The organism is Streptomyces sp. L2, assembly GCF_004124325.1.
GTDB lineage: Bacteria > Actinomycetota > Actinomycetes > Streptomycetales > Streptomycetaceae > Streptomyces.
The window spans coordinates 54,175-74,398 of record NZ_QBDT01000002.1; the positions used below are offsets into that span (position 1 = coordinate 54,175).

13 protein-coding genes are annotated in these 20,224 nt (G+C 64.2%); 8 read left to right on the top strand and 5 right to left on the bottom strand.

Annotated features, from left to right (window positions below; all coding sequences use genetic code 11):
- Positions 1-148 precede the first annotated feature (148 nt).
- Entirely contained in the window at positions 149-976 is an 828-nt protein-coding gene (locus DBP14_RS35005; RefSeq protein WP_164992566.1) for a reprolysin-like metallopeptidase, read from the top strand.
- 458 nt (positions 977-1,434) lie between these two features.
- On the opposite strand, the gene DBP14_RS36505 is transcribed toward DBP14_RS35005, so the two are convergent.
- Both DBP14_RS36505 and DBP14_RS35015 read right to left on the bottom strand, forming a co-directional pair.
- A complete protein-coding gene (locus DBP14_RS36505; protein ID WP_206739497.1) occupies positions 1,435-4,731 on the bottom strand; it encodes a cell envelope integrity protein TolA in 3,297 nt (1,098 codons plus the stop codon).
- A gap of 662 nt (positions 4,732-5,393) precedes the next feature.
- Positions 5,394-6,464: a cytochrome P450 gene (locus tag DBP14_RS35015; RefSeq protein ID WP_164992567.1), complete on the bottom strand. Its 1,071-nt coding sequence runs from the start codon at positions 6,462-6,464 to the stop codon at positions 5,394-5,396.
- A gap of 806 nt (positions 6,465-7,270) precedes the next feature.
- Here DBP14_RS35015 and DBP14_RS35020 point away from each other — a divergent pair.
- The gene (locus DBP14_RS35020; RefSeq protein WP_206739498.1) at positions 7,271-8,722 is read left to right on the top strand and encodes a DUF5722 domain-containing protein; all 1,452 of its coding nucleotides are present in this window, start codon (positions 7,271-7,273) and stop codon (positions 8,720-8,722) included.
- Between the two features lie 295 nt (positions 8,723-9,017).
- Here DBP14_RS35020 and DBP14_RS35025 read toward each other — a convergent pair whose 3' ends face one another.
- Complete coding sequence (locus DBP14_RS35025) at positions 9,018-9,224, bottom strand: chaplin (protein ID WP_129312423.1); 207 nt, start codon at positions 9,222-9,224, stop codon at positions 9,018-9,020.
- Positions 9,225-10,400: 1,176 nt separating this feature from the next.
- Between DBP14_RS35025 and DBP14_RS35030 the strand changes: the two genes are divergently transcribed.
- The 6 genes from DBP14_RS35030 (at position 10,401) to DBP14_RS35055 (ending at position 15,267) form a co-directional block, all read left to right on the top strand.
- Positions 10,401-10,709 carry a helix-turn-helix transcriptional regulator gene (locus DBP14_RS35030; RefSeq protein ID WP_164992568.1) on the top strand — a complete coding sequence of 103 codons (309 nt, stop codon included), beginning with the start codon at positions 10,401-10,403 and terminating at the stop codon, positions 10,707-10,709.
- Positions 10,706-12,268 (top strand): helix-turn-helix transcriptional regulator, encoded by a 1,563-nt coding sequence (locus DBP14_RS35035; RefSeq protein ID WP_129312278.1) that lies wholly within the window; start codon positions 10,706-10,708, stop codon positions 12,266-12,268. The genes DBP14_RS35030 and DBP14_RS35035 overlap by 4 nt, the downstream gene beginning before the upstream one ends.
- Before the next feature lie 62 nt (positions 12,269-12,330).
- Positions 12,331-12,906, top strand: coding sequence for a transcriptional regulator (locus DBP14_RS35040; protein ID WP_129312279.1), 576 nt, complete (start codon positions 12,331-12,333; stop codon positions 12,904-12,906).
- Between the two features lie 308 nt (positions 12,907-13,214).
- A complete protein-coding gene (locus tag DBP14_RS35045; protein WP_129312280.1) occupies positions 13,215-13,427 on the top strand; it encodes a hypothetical protein in 213 nt (70 codons plus the stop codon).
- Between the two features lie 653 nt (positions 13,428-14,080).
- Positions 14,081-14,488, top strand: coding sequence for a hypothetical protein (locus tag DBP14_RS35050; RefSeq protein ID WP_129312281.1), 408 nt, complete (start codon positions 14,081-14,083; stop codon positions 14,486-14,488).
- 539 nt (positions 14,489-15,027) lie between these two features.
- Positions 15,028-15,267, top strand: coding sequence for a hypothetical protein (locus DBP14_RS35055; protein WP_129312282.1), 240 nt, complete (start codon positions 15,028-15,030; stop codon positions 15,265-15,267).
- A 7-nt stretch (positions 15,268-15,274) separates the two neighbouring features.
- On the opposite strand, the gene DBP14_RS35060 is transcribed toward DBP14_RS35055, so the two are convergent.
- Positions 15,275-16,222: a hypothetical protein gene (locus tag DBP14_RS35060; protein ID WP_129312283.1), complete on the bottom strand. Its 948-nt coding sequence runs from the start codon at positions 16,220-16,222 to the stop codon at positions 15,275-15,277.
- Positions 16,223-17,286: 1,064 nt separating this feature from the next.
- On the bottom strand, positions 17,287-20,094 hold the full coding sequence (locus tag DBP14_RS35065) for a sialate O-acetylesterase (protein ID WP_164992569.1): 2,808 nt from the start codon (positions 20,092-20,094) through the stop codon (positions 17,287-17,289).
- Between the last annotated feature and the right edge of the window lie 130 nt (positions 20,095-20,224).

The window sequence follows — 20,224 nt, forward strand, 5'->3', positions numbered from 1 at the left end:
GCGGCCGAATCTCGCCTAACAAAAGAGGGGACGACGGATCCTACAAATAACCCGGTCGGCTCTCTGGTCGTGCCGCAAGCGCAGCTGGCCAAGGAAGATGGCCCTAGAATATCCGCCTCACCGAGCAGAACAAAGGCGGGAAAGGAACATGACGACTTCGAAGAATCAGGAACACGGTCGGCACCGCACAAAAAAGAGGGTCAACGCAAACGGGAAGGCGAGATATAAGCGCCTTCTGTCTTCCGCGGCAGCCGCTCTGGCCATCACCGGTGGCTTCCAATTATTCGCCGCAACCGCAAGTTTCGGTGCGGTCCAGTTCCAGCCAGAGTACCTTAAGGCCTCTGTGACCTCTGACGGACAACCAGTGATTTACTATGCGTTCGGAAGGGGAACCGATCCTGCTGCAAAAGAAGCCGTCAAGCGGGCTATTCAGGCCTGGGGTGCATCCGGAGTCATGCTCTTACCCAGCGACGGCGCTCCAGAGCATGCCGCCACGCTGACGTTCCGCACGACGTACATGGGGACGCAACCTAGTGGCGTGGATGGCGATACTATCCTGAGCTGCGACAGCGGCCCATGCCATCTTGCCGAAGTTGAGCTCAGTCACACTCTTTATCAGGACAGGCCGCGCGCCAAAAACTCGTACATGTTTAGACAGCAAGTCGATGTGGCCGCGCATGAAATTGGCCATGTGCTCGGGCTGGATCACTCCACGGGCGGTACAGCCAGGGGCAAACAGGGGGCTTCCGGGGAACTCATGCGCGCAGATTCAGAGGGCGTTGTCAAACCCACCGCAGCGGAGGCAGCCGCGGTAGCCAACCGTTACCGCACGGCAGAGACCGCGCAAACGCCCGTCGAGCAGGTGGTTGACGGCCGGGAGTTGGCTGGGGAAAAGCAGCGCATCGCCGAGGAAGAAGACTGGGCGGCCGATCAAGAGCGGCAGGCGCGGTTAGCCCCATGGGACTGGTTCAGATGAGTTGTGCCGACGGTGACCAGCGGCTCAACGCCGGTCGGGCTCGATCAGAGCGAAGACCTCCAGTGTGGTGGGGCTGTCTGGGAACGCACCGCACCTGGTCGGGAGGTCTTCGCGTCCCGCCGTAGTGCCCGGCGGACCGTTCAGGGCAGGCGCTGCTGCTGGCCGAGCATGTCCGTTTGGGTGCCAACTTCACTGCGGGCCGCGCTCGTACACGTGGCCCGGGCCGGCCGAGATGGCACCTGACACGGCGATCGGGTCGGCGTCTGGCGAACCTGCTTGCGCGCCAAGCCTGAAAGGGGGCCAGCATGGATCTGGTCCCCTTTTGCGTGATTCACGTGCCAGGCAGGAAGCAACCGAGCGTGCGCGACGAGGCAGGCTCCCCATCGCGCACAGTTCAGCGGCTAGGAGACCACCACCAGCCCTGAAGCGGTTGGCGTGGTCTCCCAGGCGACTAACGGTTACCGGCGGTGATCCTCACGGGCCCGACGGTCCGCCTCCTCGCGAGCCCGACGGTCCGCCTCCTCGCGGGCCTTGCGGTCGGCTTCTTCGCGGGCCTTGCGGTCGGCTTCTTCCTTGGCCTTACGGTCCGCCTCTTCCTTGGCCTTACGGTCCGCCTCTTCCTTGGCCTTACGGTCCGCCTCTTCCTTGGCCTTACGGTCCGCCTCTTCCTTGGCCTTACGGTCCGCCTCTTCCTTGGCCTTACGGTCCGCCTCTTCCTTGGCCTTACGGTCCGCCTCTTCCTTGGCCTTACGGTCGGCTTCCTCCTTGGCCTTACGGTCCGCCTCTTCCTTGGCCTTACGGTCGGCTTCCTCCTTGGCCTTACGGTCGGCCTCTTCCTTGGCCTTACGGTCGGCTTCCTCCTTGGCCTTACGGTCGGCCTCTTCCTTGGCCTTACGGTCCGCCTCTTCCTTGGCCTTACGGTCCGCCTCTTCCTTGGCCTTACGGTCCGCCTCTTCCTTGGCCTTACGGTCCGCCTCTTCCTTGGCCTTACGGTCCGCTTCCTCCTTGGCCTTGGCGTCAGCCTCTTCCTTAGCCTTGGCGTCAGCCTCCTCCTTGGCCTTGGCGTCAGCCTTGGCCTTGGCGTCAGCCTCCTCCTTGGCCTTGGCGTCAGCCTTAGCCTTGGCGTCAGCCTCCTCCTTGGCCTTGGCGTCAGCCTTAGCCTTGGCGTCAGCCTCCTCCTTCGCCTTGGCGTCAGCCTCCTGCTTGGCCTTGGCGTCAGTCCCAGGTGCCGGCTCCTTGTTACCGCGTAAGTAGCCCTCGGGGTCCTTGAGCGGCTGCCAAGCTCCGTTCTCCTGCACATAGCCCGTGACGTTGTCGTAGTCCTTGAGAGAGGATTCAGGTGTCATCTGGTGCCAGTCGCCATCTTTACCGTGCCCGTAAAACTGCACCGGATCCCCCTCACCATTCTTCGTCGCCAACCACGAATCACCCGTCTTAGGATCCGACTCCAGGGACCAGCTCCTCAAACCAGCGAACGTGGCAGGCTGCTGCTTCTCGGGCCATACCTGCTTGTCAAACGGGTGCTGTCCGTAATATGGGGCCGGACGGCCATCGGCTTCGAGTGCGGTAACGCTGTCCTTGTCCACCATCCAGTGGTGGTTCCCGGCGCTGAGGAATTCTGCCTTTGCGCCATCCGGTGTCGTTACCGTGACCGTGAGGGGGTGAGTCCCAAACACGGGGGCACCCCACCTACCCCAAAATCCACCATCATAGAGAGTTTCTTTTCCTCCCTTGGGGATATCGAAAGCCCCTCCTTGATCGGTGCTCACGTGAATGGAAAAGTCATTCTCGTTCTGGATGGTGATCTTCCCATCCAGCTGACCCATCCCCTTCTGCTGGTCGGCAATCTCCTTCGGCAGCTCCCTGTCCACCTTCGGAGTCGTCTTATCAATCGCCTGCTGTGCGTGGTCAATGGAATCCTGCGTCGACTTCGTGGCAGTCTTGTCTGTCGGATTCCCACGCTGTTCCAGGCGCGTGACCGCGTCGCGGAGGGACGCCGAAACACCCGCGTCCAACCGCTCCTTGACAACCCCGGTGTCCAGGAGCGCCTTCAAGTCCTTCAAGTTCTGCCGCGCGTCCGCGACCAGCTTCGCGTCACCAGCGTTCCGCGTGATGATGTTCTGTATGTCCTGGATGGTGCCAAGTGTCATCATCGATAACGGGCGCGCGGTGTGCAGGAGCTGGTATGCGGCGTCATTCTCCTTGGCGGCATCACTCTGGGACTTCCCGGCTTGCTTATTCAGCTCACCGAGCATGTCCTTGTACATGCCGTTGAGGTATTTGTCCATGGAGGTGCCCTTCAGGTACGCCTCCTCTGAAATGTGATCACTCACTTCCTTAAGAGCTGCTGCGGAATCCAGCTTGCCGGCGAAGTGCTCCTTGATGCCCTTCCAGACATTCCCGAGAAAACTTGAGTCACTGTACTTATCGGGGTCGAGGAGGTGGCTGCCAAGAGCGGAGAACGTGAGGTCAGCAGCCCGATCAACCGCCTTGGGGTTCGCCCAATAGGACGCACGCGTCCCGTCCGTGTGATAAATTCCATCACTCTTGATCTCGAAGTCGTTCCAGTTGTGAGCATCAAACTTGGAGTCCTGCATGTTCCCATTTTTGTCAATCTTGATGAAGGTTAAGTTCGAACCCTTCATCAGATGCAGGGCGTCTCCTACCGTCGACCACTGGTGGGATAAACGTGAAGTGAAAGGAACGCTATAGGCAGTGCCGCTTTGGTTCTTGCCAAGCACGAGCATGTCAGAGTTGTGAATAAGGTCGCCCAACTGAGTCACGATGTCCTGCGTGGTCATCGCCATACCAACGTATGGATTCACCCCGTAAGCGACTACAGCTTTCGCGAGGTCGTGCACAAAATTCACAGTATTGGCAGAATCGGAGGCCTGACCACTGACGAGTACAATATCGTCGATTTTGCTGGTAACGTCATTCGCGGATCCGGCGGCCGTGTTCGCCCAGTCGAAGGGCTTGGCGACAGTATTCACGACCTTGTCGAACCAGCTGTCGTTCTCATCTCCTACCTTGTAGCTCTGCCCGTTGGACGGCGCCTTCGCCGTGCGGTCCTTTGAGCCCGCCTTATCGAAGTTCTTGCTGCCGTCGAAAACCCATGAGTCGCTCGCCGTGCTTTGGATAGTAGTCTTCTCTACTTTGTTCTGAGCGTTCAGCGTGAAGAACTTGAGCTCCATGTTGCTGCCGGGAGCCAGGTTTCCCATATTCGCTGCGTAAGCGGCATAGTCGGAGTTGTAGACGACCCGACTACTATGCGCGGGGATCACAGTAACCCCGGCGGTGGCGGACAGTCCTTGGAAACCGGCGTAAGTACTCAGCACATCGTTGTGCCCGCCCAGCACCGCAGCCCCTTTAACCCCAGCCTTGTCCAAGGCCATACTCGCCACGATTTTGGCAAAGTTTCCAACGAACGTAAGAGCGTCGTTACCCTTGTTAGGGCCCGAGTAAACGACCATGGGCTTGTCGCCATTGTTGGTGACCACGGACTCACCGGCGACCGGAGCCGTCGAAACGGCCTCGGCATCGCTGGTTCCGTGAGTATCGCCCAGGGAGCTGTCCCCACCGCGCCCAGTGCCGTGTCCGGTGGAGCCGCCCTTGGAACCAGTGACGCCTGCAAAGGCCGGGGCTGCGCCGGCCGCGCCGATCCCCAGCACAACCCCCAGGGAAAGACTCGCCACAGCAAACCGGTTCGCCACCGCGATCGAGCTCTTGCGGACCTTCTTGTGACGTGCAGACATTTCATGCTCCTTGAACTCTGAGAGGAAGTGAGGTGTTCGCCGCAGGAATACGGGCACCGGGATTCTTTGCCAACGACAGGCACCAGTACTTCTTCTGCCTGCTCAACCGGCCGGAATTTCCAAGGTTGCTTTCCCTGCCCGCCGGGGTTTTCGCTGTATGCCAGTTAAGACCCGCACCGACGCCACCCCGTTATGCAAGATCCGCAAGTCCCTTACGTGACCTGCGCCACACCTCAGCTGAGGAACACAACAGGCTGCGTGAGTGCGATCTGTAGAAGGCGTCATTCGGGCCGCGGTAGCCGACCCGGCACTGGCATTGCCCGCTTCCCCACCCGGCCGCCCCGCGTCCTGGGGGGCGTCTGTCTTGGCCACCACGCATCCGCACTCAAGTGCGAGTCTGGGGCAGACGTCACGGGGACAGGGGCTCGCGCGGGCACGCGGACGTGGCGGCCTCCCGCAGCCGCGAGCGAAGCTGTTTCGGCGCCCGGTACATGCGCCTGATGTCCAGGCTGGGTAAGAAGAAGGCCTGGTCGCGCTCGAACACCCACTTTTGACCGCTGGCTGGCACATCCTTGTCAGCGAGGCCCCTTGCACGACCTCGGCGGCGCCTCCCCGCGCCCCTCAGGATCCGGACACCAGCCTGACCGGATGCCTCTCCCGGATCAGCCGAAGCGCACTGGCAGGGGTGGTGCGGAGTGTGGGGTGGGCTGCCGCACGGTGGGGCGGGTGATCTGGGGTGCGCCCAGGTAGCTGGTGAGCGCTGTGAGGGCTTCGGTGAGTGTGGCGCGGGTGAGCGCGGTACCGGTGCAGCCGGTAATCCCCCCGCCGAAAAGCAGCAGCGGTGCCGGCCGTTCGGCTGTGATGTCGAACGTGTCTGCCTGGGCGAAGACGCGTGGGTCTCGCTGAGCAGCGTGCACACCCAGGAATACATGACTTCCGGCGGGGATGTGCAGGCCCCGGTAGGTGAACTCCTCGGTGGCGAGTCGGATGATCAGCGCGGCAGGGGGGCACCAGCGCAGGACTTCCTCCACGGCTTGTGCGGCCAGCTCGGGGTGCTGCCGCAGCAGCCGCCACTGCTGCGGGTGCTGGGCGAAGGCGGTCAGGGCCAGACGGAGCTGGTTGAACGGGTTGTCCCAGGTGGCAAGCAGTAGTGCATGGACCACCCTCCGCAGGTCCTCCTCGCTGAGCAGCCCGTCCTGCTGGGCGTGCACGAGGTCGCAGACCAGGTCGTCCCCCGGGTGTGCCCGGTGGTGGCTGAGGAGCCTCTCGGTACAGCCGGTCAATTCCGCGAGGAAGCCCTCGATGCGGGGTGTCTGGTCACGGTTGTGCATGAAGAGCAGGCCGGCGTCGTCGCTGCGGAACAGGCGGTGGAGGCGGTCGGTGTCCTCGGCGGGGACATCAAAGAGCCGGCAGGTAACGGCCTTCAGCAGCGGATCGGCGAACTCCGTCATGAAGTCGCAGTCCTCCACGGCGACCACCAGTCGGCCGGCCAGGTGCTGCGCGGTGGACCGGATGAAGGGACGGAGCCCGGCGATCACCTGCTGGGTGCTCGCTCGCAGGGCCTCCCGGTGCAGACGTCGACGCTCCCTGCCGGTCTTGCACAGGAGGGAGGCCCCGAGGAAGTCGTAGGCCGGCCCGCTGGTGATCCCGGCATGCTCCAACGAATACCGGTAGTTCGTGGTGAGCCGGGGATCGCGGAGCAGCTCCGCGCACGGCCCGTAGCGCAACAGCATCGGCCCCAGCGGGGTGCTGGCCGCCCCGTACTGATCCCTGGCCCGCGCGACCGCAGGATCCGTCCAGCTGAAGTCAGCGGCCGCCACATCCAGAAAAGGCCAATCCGATGGGGACGGGAAACCTGACTGGTCTAAATCCGACATCCTCATTTCCTCTTTCCTGAAAGCTGCTCGTGTGGCCGACCACGACCGTCAGCTGCCTCCGCAGCCTGCGCACTTCATTCTGAATGCTCAGCAAAGCGCTCGCAGCGGGTGGTGCGGCGCATCGAGCCCTCACTCAGCGGACGGGGACCCGTGTCGCGGACGTGCGGACGCAGGGCATCGGCCGCTCGCCCCGGGGGTTGTCCTTCGGCTTCGCCGCCTGGGCCGAATGCCTGATCCTTCTGCCGATGAGTCCGGGGAACGGATACCTGATCCAGAAAGACTTGATCTTCGACACGGGCCCGGCCCCTGACGAGGCAAGGCCCGTTGACAACCTGCGGTCGGGTCGAAGAGGCTTGGTGAGATGTGCATGCGTTACCGCATGACCAAACGCTCTCGGCACGTATGTATTCGATTCTCACATCACGGTCTCGACCGTAAGAGGAAGCGAAGTGATGATGCGGAGTCGTGAGTGGCGAGAACATTGGCGCTTATTAGCGGGATTCTCCGTGTTATGTTGCGCCGCTATGATCTTTGGGAGCCTCAGATCGGACCCCGGTCTGTCTGATGTCCAGTCACCGACCGCTTACTCTGAGGTAAGCGCACGTGCAGGGGCTGCCCCCGCTCTGCCTTACCCGAAGCTTTCCGACTACCGCATCAAAGGTGTGGTCCCCGACAGCATTCCCAAGGCCGAGATAGCCGACAGCAATGCCGGCATCGTGCATCTGAACCTTGTCTGGGCCAACTGGGAGCCCCGGGCGAAGAGTTCGCCCTGTGGGACCGGGGAGCAGGAGTTCAGCGGTCACTGCTTCCGGGTCGACGCTCAGCTCGACGCAGACATCGCGACGTGGACCAGACTCAAGCTCAATGTCCTGGCCGTGGTGTATGGAACGCCGGCATGGGCCCGGAAGGGGCGTCCTTGCTCCGCCGCACAGCCCGGGTTCGAGATCTTCTGCGTGCCCAACCACGCAGCCGACTTCGGGCGCTTCGCCGGAATGCTCGCCCAGAGGTACGACGGTCGGCACGGCCACGGCCGGATCACGGACTTCGTGATCGACAACGAGGTCAACAGCAACACCTGGTTCGACATCGGTTGCGGAGGGGGCACCCCGTGCAACCAGAAGGCTTGGCTGGACACGATCGCCGCGAACTACAACGCCGCTTACGACGCCATCACGACCCGCCAGCCCACCGCGAAGGTCATGACCTCGCTGGAGCACCACTTCGGAAGGACGTACGACCGTCCGGCCGATCCGTTACCGACGCTGTCCGGAATGACCGTGCTCCAAGGGCTGGCTGCCCGCGCCGGCAAGCGGCAGTGGCGCGTCGCCTACCACCCCTACCCTCCGTACCTGCTCCGTCCCGGCTTCTCCGCCGACGACTACCCGATGGTCACCTACGGGAACATCGGCGTCCTGCTCGGCTGGCTGCGACAGCAGTTTCCGCGAACTCCCTCCGCCTGGGAGGTCGAGCTCACCGAGAGCGGCATCAACTCCCTGGGACCGCAGTCCAACGAGACCGCCCAGGCCCGACAGCTGTGCAATTCGTTCCGCAACATCCTCGGCACGCCTGGTATCACCGCCTACGTGTACTACAGAGGAGTCGACGTGCCGTCCGAGGCGCGCACCGGTTTCGGCCCAGGCCTGCACCGCGTCAACGGGACCCCCAAGCCGGCCTGGAGCACCTGGGTGAACGCCAACCGGAACGACATCTCCCCTGCCAAGCTGTCCTGCGGGTTCGAGCAACTCCCCTATACCGTGCTGCGCCGGGGCTTCCGTCCAGGCCGCGGGCACGTCGCCTCCTCACGTCTCCTGCCACCCGGGTTCAGGCCGGAACAAGCCTGGCAGCTGTTCCGCGATCAACGCCCGGGGACCGCGTTGCTCTATGAGTGCAAAGTCGGCCGCCACTCGATGCTGAGCCGGAACCCGTCGTGCGAGGGACAGTTCCCGCTGGGCCCCGTCGGCTATATCCACACAGCCAAGGTGCCCGGAACCGTCCCTCTCTATCGCTGCTACAACCCGGCGAACGGTGACCATCTCGTCACCAGCGCCCCCAACTGCGAAGGCTACCCACGCAGAGAGTCCCGCCTTGGGTACGCGCTTCCTGCCCCACGCTGACAGCCGGAGCGCGGCGGCCCAGGAACCGTCTGCGAGCAGCCGGAATTGGTTCCAAGAACACCGATGCAGACCGATCCCTGCGGAAGTCCTCGGCACCACACCGCTCGGCCCCAGCGCTCGGCCTGTTGTGGTGAAGCTCTGCTCTCGGACGAAGCCCACCTCTTCTTTCCGTCTGTCGTTGTCCGTTGAGAGTCGCTTCGGTCGCTGCTCAGCGATGCGCGACAAGTCAATCTCCATGGATGCAGAACGGGCGGTCCGCCACCGCAGCAGACCGCCCGTTCGAGAGTGGAGCGCCTCACTCGTTGACGCAGAAATTCCCGAAAGCAGGATTGAGCAGCCCGACAACACTGATGGTGTTTCCGCATACGTTCGCGTCTACGTCCACCGGGACTTGGATGACATTTCCGGACAGGATCCCCGGTGAATGCCAGGCCGACGCCCAACCGTGTCCAGCATGGGCGGATGCGACTCCGCCAGCAGTGAGGATGCTCCCGGCGAGCATGACCAAAACAACCGCCGTCTTCAACTTGTTCACGCGAACTCCCCTCATACGCCGCCGCAGCGGACGGCCACGGCGCTGCGGGGATAACTGCCTCGCCGCCTCACCACAATGCCGCTACCGGCTGAGGACCACCCATTCGTGTGGAGAAATCGCCATTCACGACCCTTGGCACGAAAACCAGTTGGCGACTCCTGGGGACGGCGACGCGGCACCCGTCCATAACGGGCGGACAGCAGCGCTGAGTTCCAGTCCGCGTACCCCCGCAACCGTCCTCCGCCACGACAGACTCGTCAGTGACACAGGGGGCGATGTCACTCTTCAGGGCGATCTTCTTGAGCGCATGGCCCGGTCTGGGACGCGTACTGACGGCTGATCGATTTGCCCGCGCCTGGAGGCGGCTCTGGCAGGTGGGCACGTCGTGGCTGTCACCCGTGTTGAAAATCCCGCTGGAAATCAAGCCGGGAACCGCGAGTCCGTGCACCGCGATCCCGTCGTTCCGCTGCCCGTGCAGATGAAAGCGAATTTTCTTCAAGTGGCCCCGGTGATGGCCCCAGGACCGGTCACATGGCGCTCGACAGCGGCATGCTCACTAGGAGAAGATTCCTTCATCGCCCTCGGCAGGTTGGCCTTCTTACGCATGGAACCCCTGACTCGCCGAGGGCGATTTCCTATTCTCCCGGCTTCAGTTGCCTGCGGAATGCGAAGTCCGGCTCCGACGAGCGTGACCGGTCGTTCGCCAACTACGGGGGTAAGGGACGAAGCCGCGAAGGGGAAGAACGGCCCGGCCGCAGTGGGCCGGGCCGTCCAGGCGGTCTCGTCAGTCGCGGAGAACGACCTGTTCCGCCTTCCGCGCCGGTCTCATTCATGCACACAGCCGGCAGCGGCCGTTCAGGGTGAAGGGGCGTCCGTAACGCGGCGCCACACCTATGTAGAGGCGCTACGCCGGCGAACATGACGCGGGAGATCTCTGCGACCTGTCGGATGCCGTGGGCGGGGATGGGATCGTCCTCGGTATCCGTGCCCGCCCACGAGTACGTCGGCCGAGAGGGGGTGCCGTTGACACACACCGGGGCATCAGGGACTTCGCGTTCTCCAAGGACCGGCCGAGTCACCACACTCACATGTTGCATGCGGCTTACGCATGGTTCGTGAGCCATTCGTGCTAGGTTCTGCTGTATGCCCATGAATTTGGAGGAGCGAGTCCGGTCAGCAGTGGCGGCGCTGCTGCACGCGACCGGCGAGTCGCAAACCGCGCTCGCCGCTACTTTGGGCGTCAGCCAGACCCAGGTCAGCCGACGGCAGTCCGGAACGGCCACCTGGAGCCTGGCCGATTGCGAAGAGGTCGCGGCGCACTACGGCATCGATGTCCTCGACCTGCTGGCCGGCCCCACTCGCGCAACGGAGGCGCTGCCCCCCGCACGCCGACGCGCTCCCGCCCGCCAGCCCGGCTCACGACCGGCGACCGCCGATGGAGGCAGGCGATGACGGACTTCGAGGCGATCGACGGACTGCTCGCCCGGGCCAAGAAGGAAGTCCCGCTGCCGCCCGTCGACGAGCGGCGCCGCCTGCGCGAGGAAGTGAACATCTCACGCGCGCAGCTCGCGCGGGCCCTGGGTGTCAGCCCGTCCACGGTGGGCGGGTGGGAGTCCGGACGTGATCCGAGTGGCGAAGTACGGGAGAAGTACGCCTACTTCCTCGACGGAGCGAGGGCCAAGCTGGCGGCCCAGACAGCCGACACCACTCTGGCCGCTGCCACGGTGCCATCCGTTTCCGCAGACGCTGACGCTGACGAACAACACATCAAAAGGCAGGATCACAACGAGGACGTAGACGTACTCGCCACGCCCCAGCCCTGCGTCCTGTGCGGGCAGCCCGCCCCCTACCAGGTAGCCGGCTTTCCCCAGCATCTGGACCCCACCGAATGCGGCCGCAGCGCACATTCGCATGCGGCACGCCCCGCGGACGAGCCCCAGCGCGCACCGACGCAGACACCACCGTCCAAGGAACGCCGGCGCCTTGCGCCCGCCGCCCGGCAGGGGCAGCCGGGGGATGAAGGCTCAGGAGTCAAGGTCGTTCCCGTCGGGCGCCGTCTGAAGACCGCCGACAGCCCGAACCCGATCCACACCGCCGTCGAGGCGGCGCTCGCCGAGCACTCCGGTGATGTGGAGGCGGCGACCGAGGCTCTCATCAAGCGGGCGATCCCGGACGCCATGGCGCTGCTGGACCACACCCGAAAAGGCGGCCGCTACGACGTGATCGCCCATCCCTGGCTGCCCGACGTTCTGCACAAGCAGTCTTCCCGCGGTGCCGATCAGATCTGGGAGGCCCGCCCCAAGTGGACCAGGCCCGAGCTTCCCACGGGCGAGCATCAGGTCACGGCGCTCGACATCAACGGCGCCTACCTGTCCGCGCTGAAAACCCACCTCCCCCTCGGCCAGCTGGAGCACTCCACCGGCGACCAGCACGACCGCCGCCGCGCCGGCGTCCACCTGATCACTCCGCCCGACTGGGAACACGACGCCTACCTCCCCAATCCGATCGGCAGCCGGGACGAGCCTGGCCCGCTGTGGGTCACCGAGCCCACCCTGCGCCTGCTGCTGCGCGTCTCGGGCCCGAAATACGGCCTGTGCGATCCCCCGCGTATCCACGAGTCCTGGACGTCGGGCGCCACCGAGGGTCTGCTGGAGAAGTTCCGCGTCGCCCTCAAAGACGCCCGGGACCGGGCGATCACCGACGACGACGAGGTGACGCTGGCGTACGTCAAGGCGATGTACTCCAAGTTCGTCTCCACCCTGGGTGAGTCGAACTACAACCGCGAGCTGTACCGCACCGACTGGATGCACCTCATCCGCAGCCAGGCATTCGCCAACCTGTGGTGGAAGGCCCACCGCGCATACGACGAAGGCCTCCTGGTCGTCCGGGCCATGGGCACCGATGAACTCCACCTCATCGGTGACTGGCGCATGGTGTTCCAGGAAGGCCGCGGCGTCGCCGAAGTCAAGATCAAGGACGCGTACTCCGTCGGCGCGCCCAGCGCCGACTAGACCACCGCTGAGTCCAGTATTCTCGAAGCTCCGTCGCGTGCGGGCAACTTGGGGAGAGTTCGGTGCCGGAGAGAAATATCGAATTCGGTAGATATGGTGCGCGCGGCATCAAGGGCTATGAGGCTGTGGCCCGCCAGCTCGACACTCTGGCGAATTTCATCGCCACGCCCATCACCCAGCGACGGGGCCTGCTCGCGCGACTGCACTACCTCACCCGCACCAGTCACGCTCGCGACGCTGCCCGTGAGGCCGGTCTGACTGTCACCGACCGCACCTTCAAAGCCTGGCTGGACGGCAAGCGCACCCCCTCAAGGAAGAACCTCGAACGGATCGAGAGCGCCTATCGCACGGTGCGCCGCCACAACGTCGCCCGCTACCTCCTGGCCCGCCTCAACCGCGAAGGCCGCGGTACCCGTGTGGAATTCCACCCCTTGAACCAGTCCCAGGTGCCCGGCCCCCGCCAGCGCGTCCTGTCCTTCCGCGCACTCAACGTCCGTCACTGGGACCGCATCATCGAGGCATGGGCGGCAGGCGATGACCAGGCACTGGACGATGCCTGGATCAACGACGCCGTGGTAGACCTCGGCTCCGAGTGGGGCCAGTACGAGTACGTCACCAACATCGGCTTCGCTGCCTGACCGGGAACCGGCCTGCACCAGCTCCCGGAAAAGGTCTCGCAGGGCACACGAGCAACGCCAAAACGCCTTAACTCGCTTATCTCACGCGTAGCTTGACAAGGCTAATTTCGAAGAAAAGGATGAGTATAGACAAGGATGGATGCCGTGGACACCCATCACAGTTCATGTCGTTTCGGCTGCGTCACGTAGAGCAGCGGCACACACAGTCGCGCTGATCACCTGCCCGGTGTTCGAACGGGCCGCATGCACGCATGCCGAACTTGCGGCTGTGGCATGACGGGGGACGGCAGCCTGAGAACCTCTGTGCCATGGCCGCACAGGAAATGACCGGGGCAGGAGCAGCGTGCGCGATGATCACCGTATGGACCACTGAAATCAAGGCCGAGCAACGCCAATACGCCCTGCGTATGGTTCAGAAGTGTCTTCAGACGCTTCAGGAACAGGACGACATGGATCGCCGATTGCTCCAGGATGCCGCCAACTGGGCCATGATCGCGGAGGCGCTCAGGCGGCGTAGCTGAAGACGGATTCGAGAGGGTACTTCTCTGAGACGTCGCGCATGGTGGGCGTGTCAGAGACGCACCTGCCCTGCACGTGCCGGGCGGTGACGGGCCGTAGGGAGCAAGCTTTCAGCGACCACGGGCTGACACCGCCCTACTGGCGCTTGAAGCCGACACTCGCCTGGGGCGCGCAGACCGCCCGGCCCGCCGTGCCCTATACCCCCGTCACTCCCTTATCCGAGCGATGATCCAAGCAACGGCTACGATCATTATGGCTACAAAGACCAAGTTCCCTAAATTGCCGAAACCTATCCCCATCGGTGTCACCTCCTCCGAGGAGCAAGCTCACCTCACTGAATCTTTGGGCCAAGCCAATCATCGCTGTGGCCAGCGGACCAGCGGAACGGCCCCTGAACAGTGCGCCGGTGAACCGCGCTCAAACCGGAGTGAGAGGCAGAGCATCGGAGGTGGCCCGGTCTCCACGAGCGGCAACGCCCGAAGCAGCGCGGAGCTGCGCCCGATGAGCGCAGACGCCCAGCTTCCATTAGTTTTCCGTCAGGGGAACACGCGGACGGTTCTGTAGGGCGATTTGCTCACGCGTCCCGTGCGGCGCCGAGCCCTCCCCGCGGTCTGTCGCCCGCCGGCAGGCCGGCCTTCCGACGAAGGGACACCTCATGCCCAAGCTGGTACGCCTGGCCGCAGCCGCTTCCGTCGCCGCACTCATGACAGGCGGCGTGCTCGTCAGCCCGGCTTCCGCCGCCCCAGCGCACGACTACTCCTGTTCCAACCAGGGTGGCGCGGCGGATCACACCGTCAACTGCTCCGGACTGATCACGATCGCCGACGTCCTCAGCGACAACAAAGTCAACATCTCCGTCAAAGACATCGATGTACTCAACGACGCCCAACTGGCCACTCTTGAGACCGCTCTGACCAAGGTGGCCGGCAACGACATCTTATTGCCCTCCACCATTCAACTCGCTGACCTGCAGCTCGCCGTGGTGAACACGTATGTCAACGACTTCAAGATCAAGCTGTCCCCTGCCAACGTGATGGTCTGCATCGGCCGTATCTGCCTCTGATCTGCCCGCCAGAGCACATGGAGGCCTTGGCCCGCGACCCTCCGCACTGGGCTGCGGGCAAGGCCATGCTTGCGCGGCCTCGTGGTCCCTCGATGCCTCGAACGGACGGACGTGCCAGGGGAGGTCAGGAGTCCCGGGAAGCGGGCGTCGGGATCCGCGCGACACCGAGCCGGCGAACGAGCCTTCCAGGCCGTTCGTGCCGTATCCCCATGCCGTTGGGCCCGTCGCCCACGGGGGGAGAGGCGACGGGCCCAACAACTCCGGCGGCACTGGTGGACACCCACCGCCAAGGGGTCAGGTTCAGAGACAGCGATCCACCGGACGTCTTTGCCGCGATCCCTGAACCGCAACCCGCATATATAGAGGAGGAACCTTCTCCACTATGACGGGCCGGACGGCAACCCGTAGCTCGGCTTCAGCGGGCGGTCGCCACCGCACGCCAGAGTGATCCACGTCACACCTGCGGAATCACGCATGCGGAATGAGCCGCTGTGGGGTCCAAAGGGGCGTAAGGGTTTCTCGTTGGAGGAGCAGAACGAATGATCACGCTCAAGGCGCCGCAGCCGATGACCCCGATCGCCCAGACGGGCACCAGTTCCTGGTGCCCCGACTGCGACGGCCGTCTCAGCGAGCGCATCGCCGCGTTTCCCGCCGGCCATACGCGTGGCAACCTCTTGGCAGACCAGGCCGCCGCCGCTCACGGCAACGGCGCCCACGTCCACTTCGTGCCCCGGGGTGACCTGTTCGCCGTCGTCGTGCCCGTGCCCCCCGCAGGGTGACGGCCGCTCAATATACGAAGCCTTCTCCGGCCCAGTTGTGCCACTCCCCCCAGACCGTATGCGTCTTCGAACGATTCAAGGCGGTATTCCTGGTCCGAAGGCCGCTCCGCCGATTGACGAGGATCTGGTAGGGCCAAAGATCCGTCCCTGTGGCAGATCTGCTCCCGAAGGGGAAGTCGAAGAAATAGCCGTGCCAGTGGTTCTCCCTGACAAGCAGCCTGTGCAAAGCTTCCAGAGTGTTGTGATTGAACTGCGGTTCGCCGTCGAGGGCAGACAAACTGAAGACGCCATCGCCGATATCGCCCCAAAATACCACATGGGTGTGCCTGGGAAATCCGCTCCTATGGGAACGGAAGTAGCGCTCAAGATCCGCCAGCCCCATATCGGTGCGCAGGAATTCAATCTGGCGTTCCACTGACGTCTCGGCTCGGTAGCCGACGTAATAATCCCACCGCTTGTTGAATCTTTCGAGTTGGCACACACCTCCCTCCTGGCTCTTCATGTGCTTGTACACGAGGGCGAAGTGTCTGGTCTCGGCCTCCAGGGCAGCCAGCCATGCGCGGCCGCCATTGTGAATGCCCTTGAAATATGGCCCCATCCCGGCCCCGGGCATCATCAGAGTATGCGCCTTGAGCCATCCGTTGGTGTTGATGTTGATCCGCGTGGCGACGTAGAGGGCACGTTCTCGTAATTCCCAGCAATTGTTGAGATTCGTTTCGATGACGCTGATCCCTCGGAGCCCCGCCAGCCCTTCTCGTCTGGCACGGTTGATCAGCTCACTCATGTCTGCGATGAATTCGTCCGCGCCTGCCTGATGAATATATCTACCACTTCTCTGGAACCACTGACGCTTCCACAAGTAGACGTTGATTCCTCTGCGGTTCAGCTCTCTCAGCAGTTTGATGACCTCATTGTCCCGTTGGCCCTTGGTCGTGCCATGTGGCAGATCTGCCATGTCAGCGACCCTGAGGACGACGGTTCGGAAACCGTTGTTGTAAAGCGCTCCGATGGCAGTTCTGTAGGGAAGGCCTTGTGTGTCGAACCTGACTCCGAAGGTATCGAACGCGTCACCGGGCTGTGGCCGGCGCGGCTCTGTTCGCCATTTAACGCCTCTAATAGAGTCTGGATTTTGACCGGATAAAACGGCGGCCCTGGCCAGCTCAGGGGTGAGTGTGTCTCCCACGGCCGCCGCAGCCGCTGCCGAGATCCCTGCCTTCAGCACTTGCCGTCGCGTTCTCATTCCTGTCTTCCTCGCACAAAGGAGTTTTCGACCGGCGAGGCTTCGCACACGAGCCCCTAGGGCCTGACGATTTCAGGCCGAGTGACCAGTGGCATGCCGTTCCTTCAGCTGCTCCAGAGACCAGCGGCTGGTTGATGTAATCACTGCCATGGACGATCGCACTGCCGGTGGCGGCCAGGGCTTCCAGCCCCGATTCTCTGATGCGGCCCGGGAATTGATACGCCCACACCGAAGCGTTCGTGTATGGACTTTCCAGCGCCTGTGGGAGTGGTACGTCGAGCGAGATGGCATTGCCGCTGACCCGCAGGACAGTCCGTTCAAACCAGAACCGCCGATCGCGACGAGCGTGTGCGGCTTGCCCGTGCCGGACAGCACTGTCTTGGATCCCGATCCGTGCAGCACGACTCCCGACCGGTTCAGGCGCACCGTTCCCGCGAGCCGGTAGATCCCCGGCCGCAGCACCACCGCACCCCCGCCGTCCCGGGCCGCGCGTTCAACGGCCGCTTGGACGCGTGCGGTGTCGTCACCAGAGCCACCGGGATCCAGCGTGACACGGACGGGGAATCCGCCGGGGATGGCCCGGTCACCGGCGTGGCTCAGAGCCGCCGCCCCCAGAAGGGCATAGCCCCTGCAACATAAATCCCGTATGTGATGATTTCTCACCTTTTCAGTAGAGCATAGCGGCGAGTCGGGCGGCCAGATGTCACGACGCGGACCCGCGGACCATGCCTGAGGTGCGACCTCCCGCAGGATCAGCGCGGTCCACGTGGCGCCGCGGCTCAGCTGATCGGAAGTTGGTAAAAGGCCAGCAGACCCATCCCAGAAGCGTTGACGATCCATGGCGTGGTCGGCATCGCTTGCATGGTGGCGGTGCCTGGATGGCCGGTATAGGTGATGGCGGTCAGTCCGGTACCCGGCCGCGACAAGGCCAGGTTGAAGTAGCCGGTCCCGCACGTGACGGCCGCAACCTTCGCTGCCGTACCGGAGAGAATGAAGTCGGCCCTGCTCCCCTGGTCACAGCGCAACGCCTGCGTCGCGTCCGTGAGGTCGATCCGGATGCTGGTGTGCGCCGTGTCCGCCCAGCTGGCGCGCAGGGGGTTCGGAGGGTCCGCGGGTGTGGCGGGCACGACGCGGTAGAGATCGCGGAGGAGGCCCAGGCTCAGCCAGTCAGCGAGTCGGCGGTACCCCTGCTGGTAGCCGTAGTGGCACCCGTCGTGGCGCTCCAGGCCCATGGTGGTCATGACCGACGTGCCGGGAACCGCCGCAAGACGACGCTGCACTTCCTGGACGGCGGCAGTGCCCTTGACCCCGCAATGGCTTCGGATCTGTACCACGTAGACATGCTCAAGGTGGGCGAAGTCGGCTCGCCAGTCGGCCAGGAGCTTCCGGACGTTGGCATCGTGCTGAGCCGCAGTCGGACTGCCGGGCAGGCGTTCGTCCGACTCACCCTGGTACCAGATGACACCTCTGACGGCATCGGCCAGGCCGGCGGTCTGGACCCGGCGCAGCAGTCTGCCGTAGTTCGTGGCCAGGTCGGTGGGACTGTTGTCGTTGCGCTGGAAGAAGGTCGACGGTTGGCCGCCGTGCGCGCCGTTGAGGATCGCGATGGGGATGCCGGTGTGATCGGCCAGATCCCTCCCCAGCCGCACGCCGAGCTGGCCGATCGCGCCGCGCTCCGAGGTGCCGTCCTCCGCCCCTTCGCCGGTGGCCCGGTACCAGCTGCGGTCGTAGCCAGACTGAGCAGGATCGGCGGTGCTGAAGCCGAACGTGCGTACCCAGGGCAGCAGGTCCGCGGAGCTGGCCGGGCCGAAGAAAACCGCTCCTCCCGCGGCCACCGCGTTGGACTGCCCCTCGATGACGTACGCATCACCGGCGACGACATCCGTCGCACGCCGGATGAGCGTCTTGCCCGTGAGCCGCTGCGCCCACACCTCGACCGTGTAGGAGGCGCGCTCCGCGGCGATCGGGGCCTTCAGCTCCCACTGTCCAGCCGCCGACGCCTGCCGCGTGGCGACGAGCGAGCCCTCGCGGTAGATCCTCATCTCTACAGCGGTCACGGCCGGGTCGGTGACTCGTCCTCGTGCCACGACGGTCCCGGTGTTCGTGTTGTGGTCCCGCGGATACAGCTGCGCGTGGGTCGGGCCGGTGGTGATGTCCACGCCGGCGGGCTTCACGTAGACCTTCAGGTGCGGTGTGATCCAGTTGCCCGCGTTGGCTGCGAATGTCCAGTCCGGCTGGCCGCGGCGTGCGCTGCCGATGCCGGCGGAAACCGGGGCCCGCGGCACACCCGCCCAGCCGTTGACCGCAAGGACGGTCTGGTGGTGAGTGAGGTCATGGACCTGGAAGGAGCCGTAGCCGCCCGTGCCGGGGATCGGCCCCGACGCCGGCAGCGGGGTGTCCGCGATGTCCCAGGTGCGGGCACTGCTTCCGGGGGGTGCGTGGGGTGGCAGGGCCGCCGAGTATCTGTTCGGCCAGATCTCCAGGTATCCGGTGCTGTTGTCGGACGGGCGCACGTCCGATCCCCGAACGGTCAGGCCGGTGACTCGCCGCTGGATGATCCCGGACATGGGTACGCCCAGTGCCTTCAGGTTTTGCGTCCATGCGTTCATGGAGGCGTAACCCCAGGCCGGCACGGTCCCGTACATTCCGTCCAGGCAGTAGGCGACGCGGGAAACACGGGTCGCTCGAAGCGATACCGAATTGTCGGTCGCGTACGTGACGCCTTTGGCCCACGCTTCCGCGGTCTTGGGGACTTCCACGTCGTACAGCAGTCGGTAGTCGGCCAGTTCACCCACCGTCTGCTCGCAGGTTGTGGCGTGGGACGTGGCGGGCTTGACATACACGGTCAGCCTGGCGCTGGCGAGGGTGCGTCCCGACTGGGAGAAAGTCCAGTCAGGTTGGCCGGTCCTCTGGTTTCCGGTGCCGATGTCCAGGTATCGCCCGCGGCTATTGCTCCAGCCGTTGAGTGCCAGCACCGTTTCCTTGTTGGCGGTGTTGTGCACCTGCATCGACCCGTATCCGGAGGAGTCGCGGACCGGTGTGTCAGAGAAATCGAACTTGCTGCCGTCGCCGGTGGGCTCCAACGGTGCGGTGGCGGGCCGGTAGTGGCCGGGCCAGAACTCGAGGTAGCCGCTGTCTGCCCGCTCGACATGCGTCACGTTGCTTCCCCATGTCGTGAGGCCGGTGACCCGCCGTGCGATGGTGGTGTGCGGCACCCCGAGCAGACTCGGGTCGTTGGTGAAGGCGTCGAACGACGCGTACGCCCACTCGTGCCTGCCGCCCACCGTTTCTGTGTCCAGGCAGTAGGCGACTCGTTCCAGGTAGGGCGTGCCGAGCTGCCCGTTCATGGTGAGCGACCTGTTGACCGTGTAGGGGACGTTCTTCCCGCCCGGCCAGTAGCCCGCCTTGGGCACGTTCAGTGCATATAGCGGGATGTAGTGCTTGAGTTCGTCGACCGCCGCACAGCTGCTCGCAGGTGCGGCATTCGCCGATGCCGCCGCCCTCACCTGGGGCATGAGGACCGCGCTGATCGTCATGAGTACGATCGCGATCAGCGCCCGCGTGAGACGGGCCAACGCATCACGCATGGATCTCTCTCCTGTCATAAGCACTTCTTCTTTGCGGTGTGCCACAGCATCGGTAAGGCTTCCGGCGAGCGACGTTCCCTGAGCGAATGTCACTTCAATCGCCGCATGACTTGAGTGAGCGTTTCAGGCG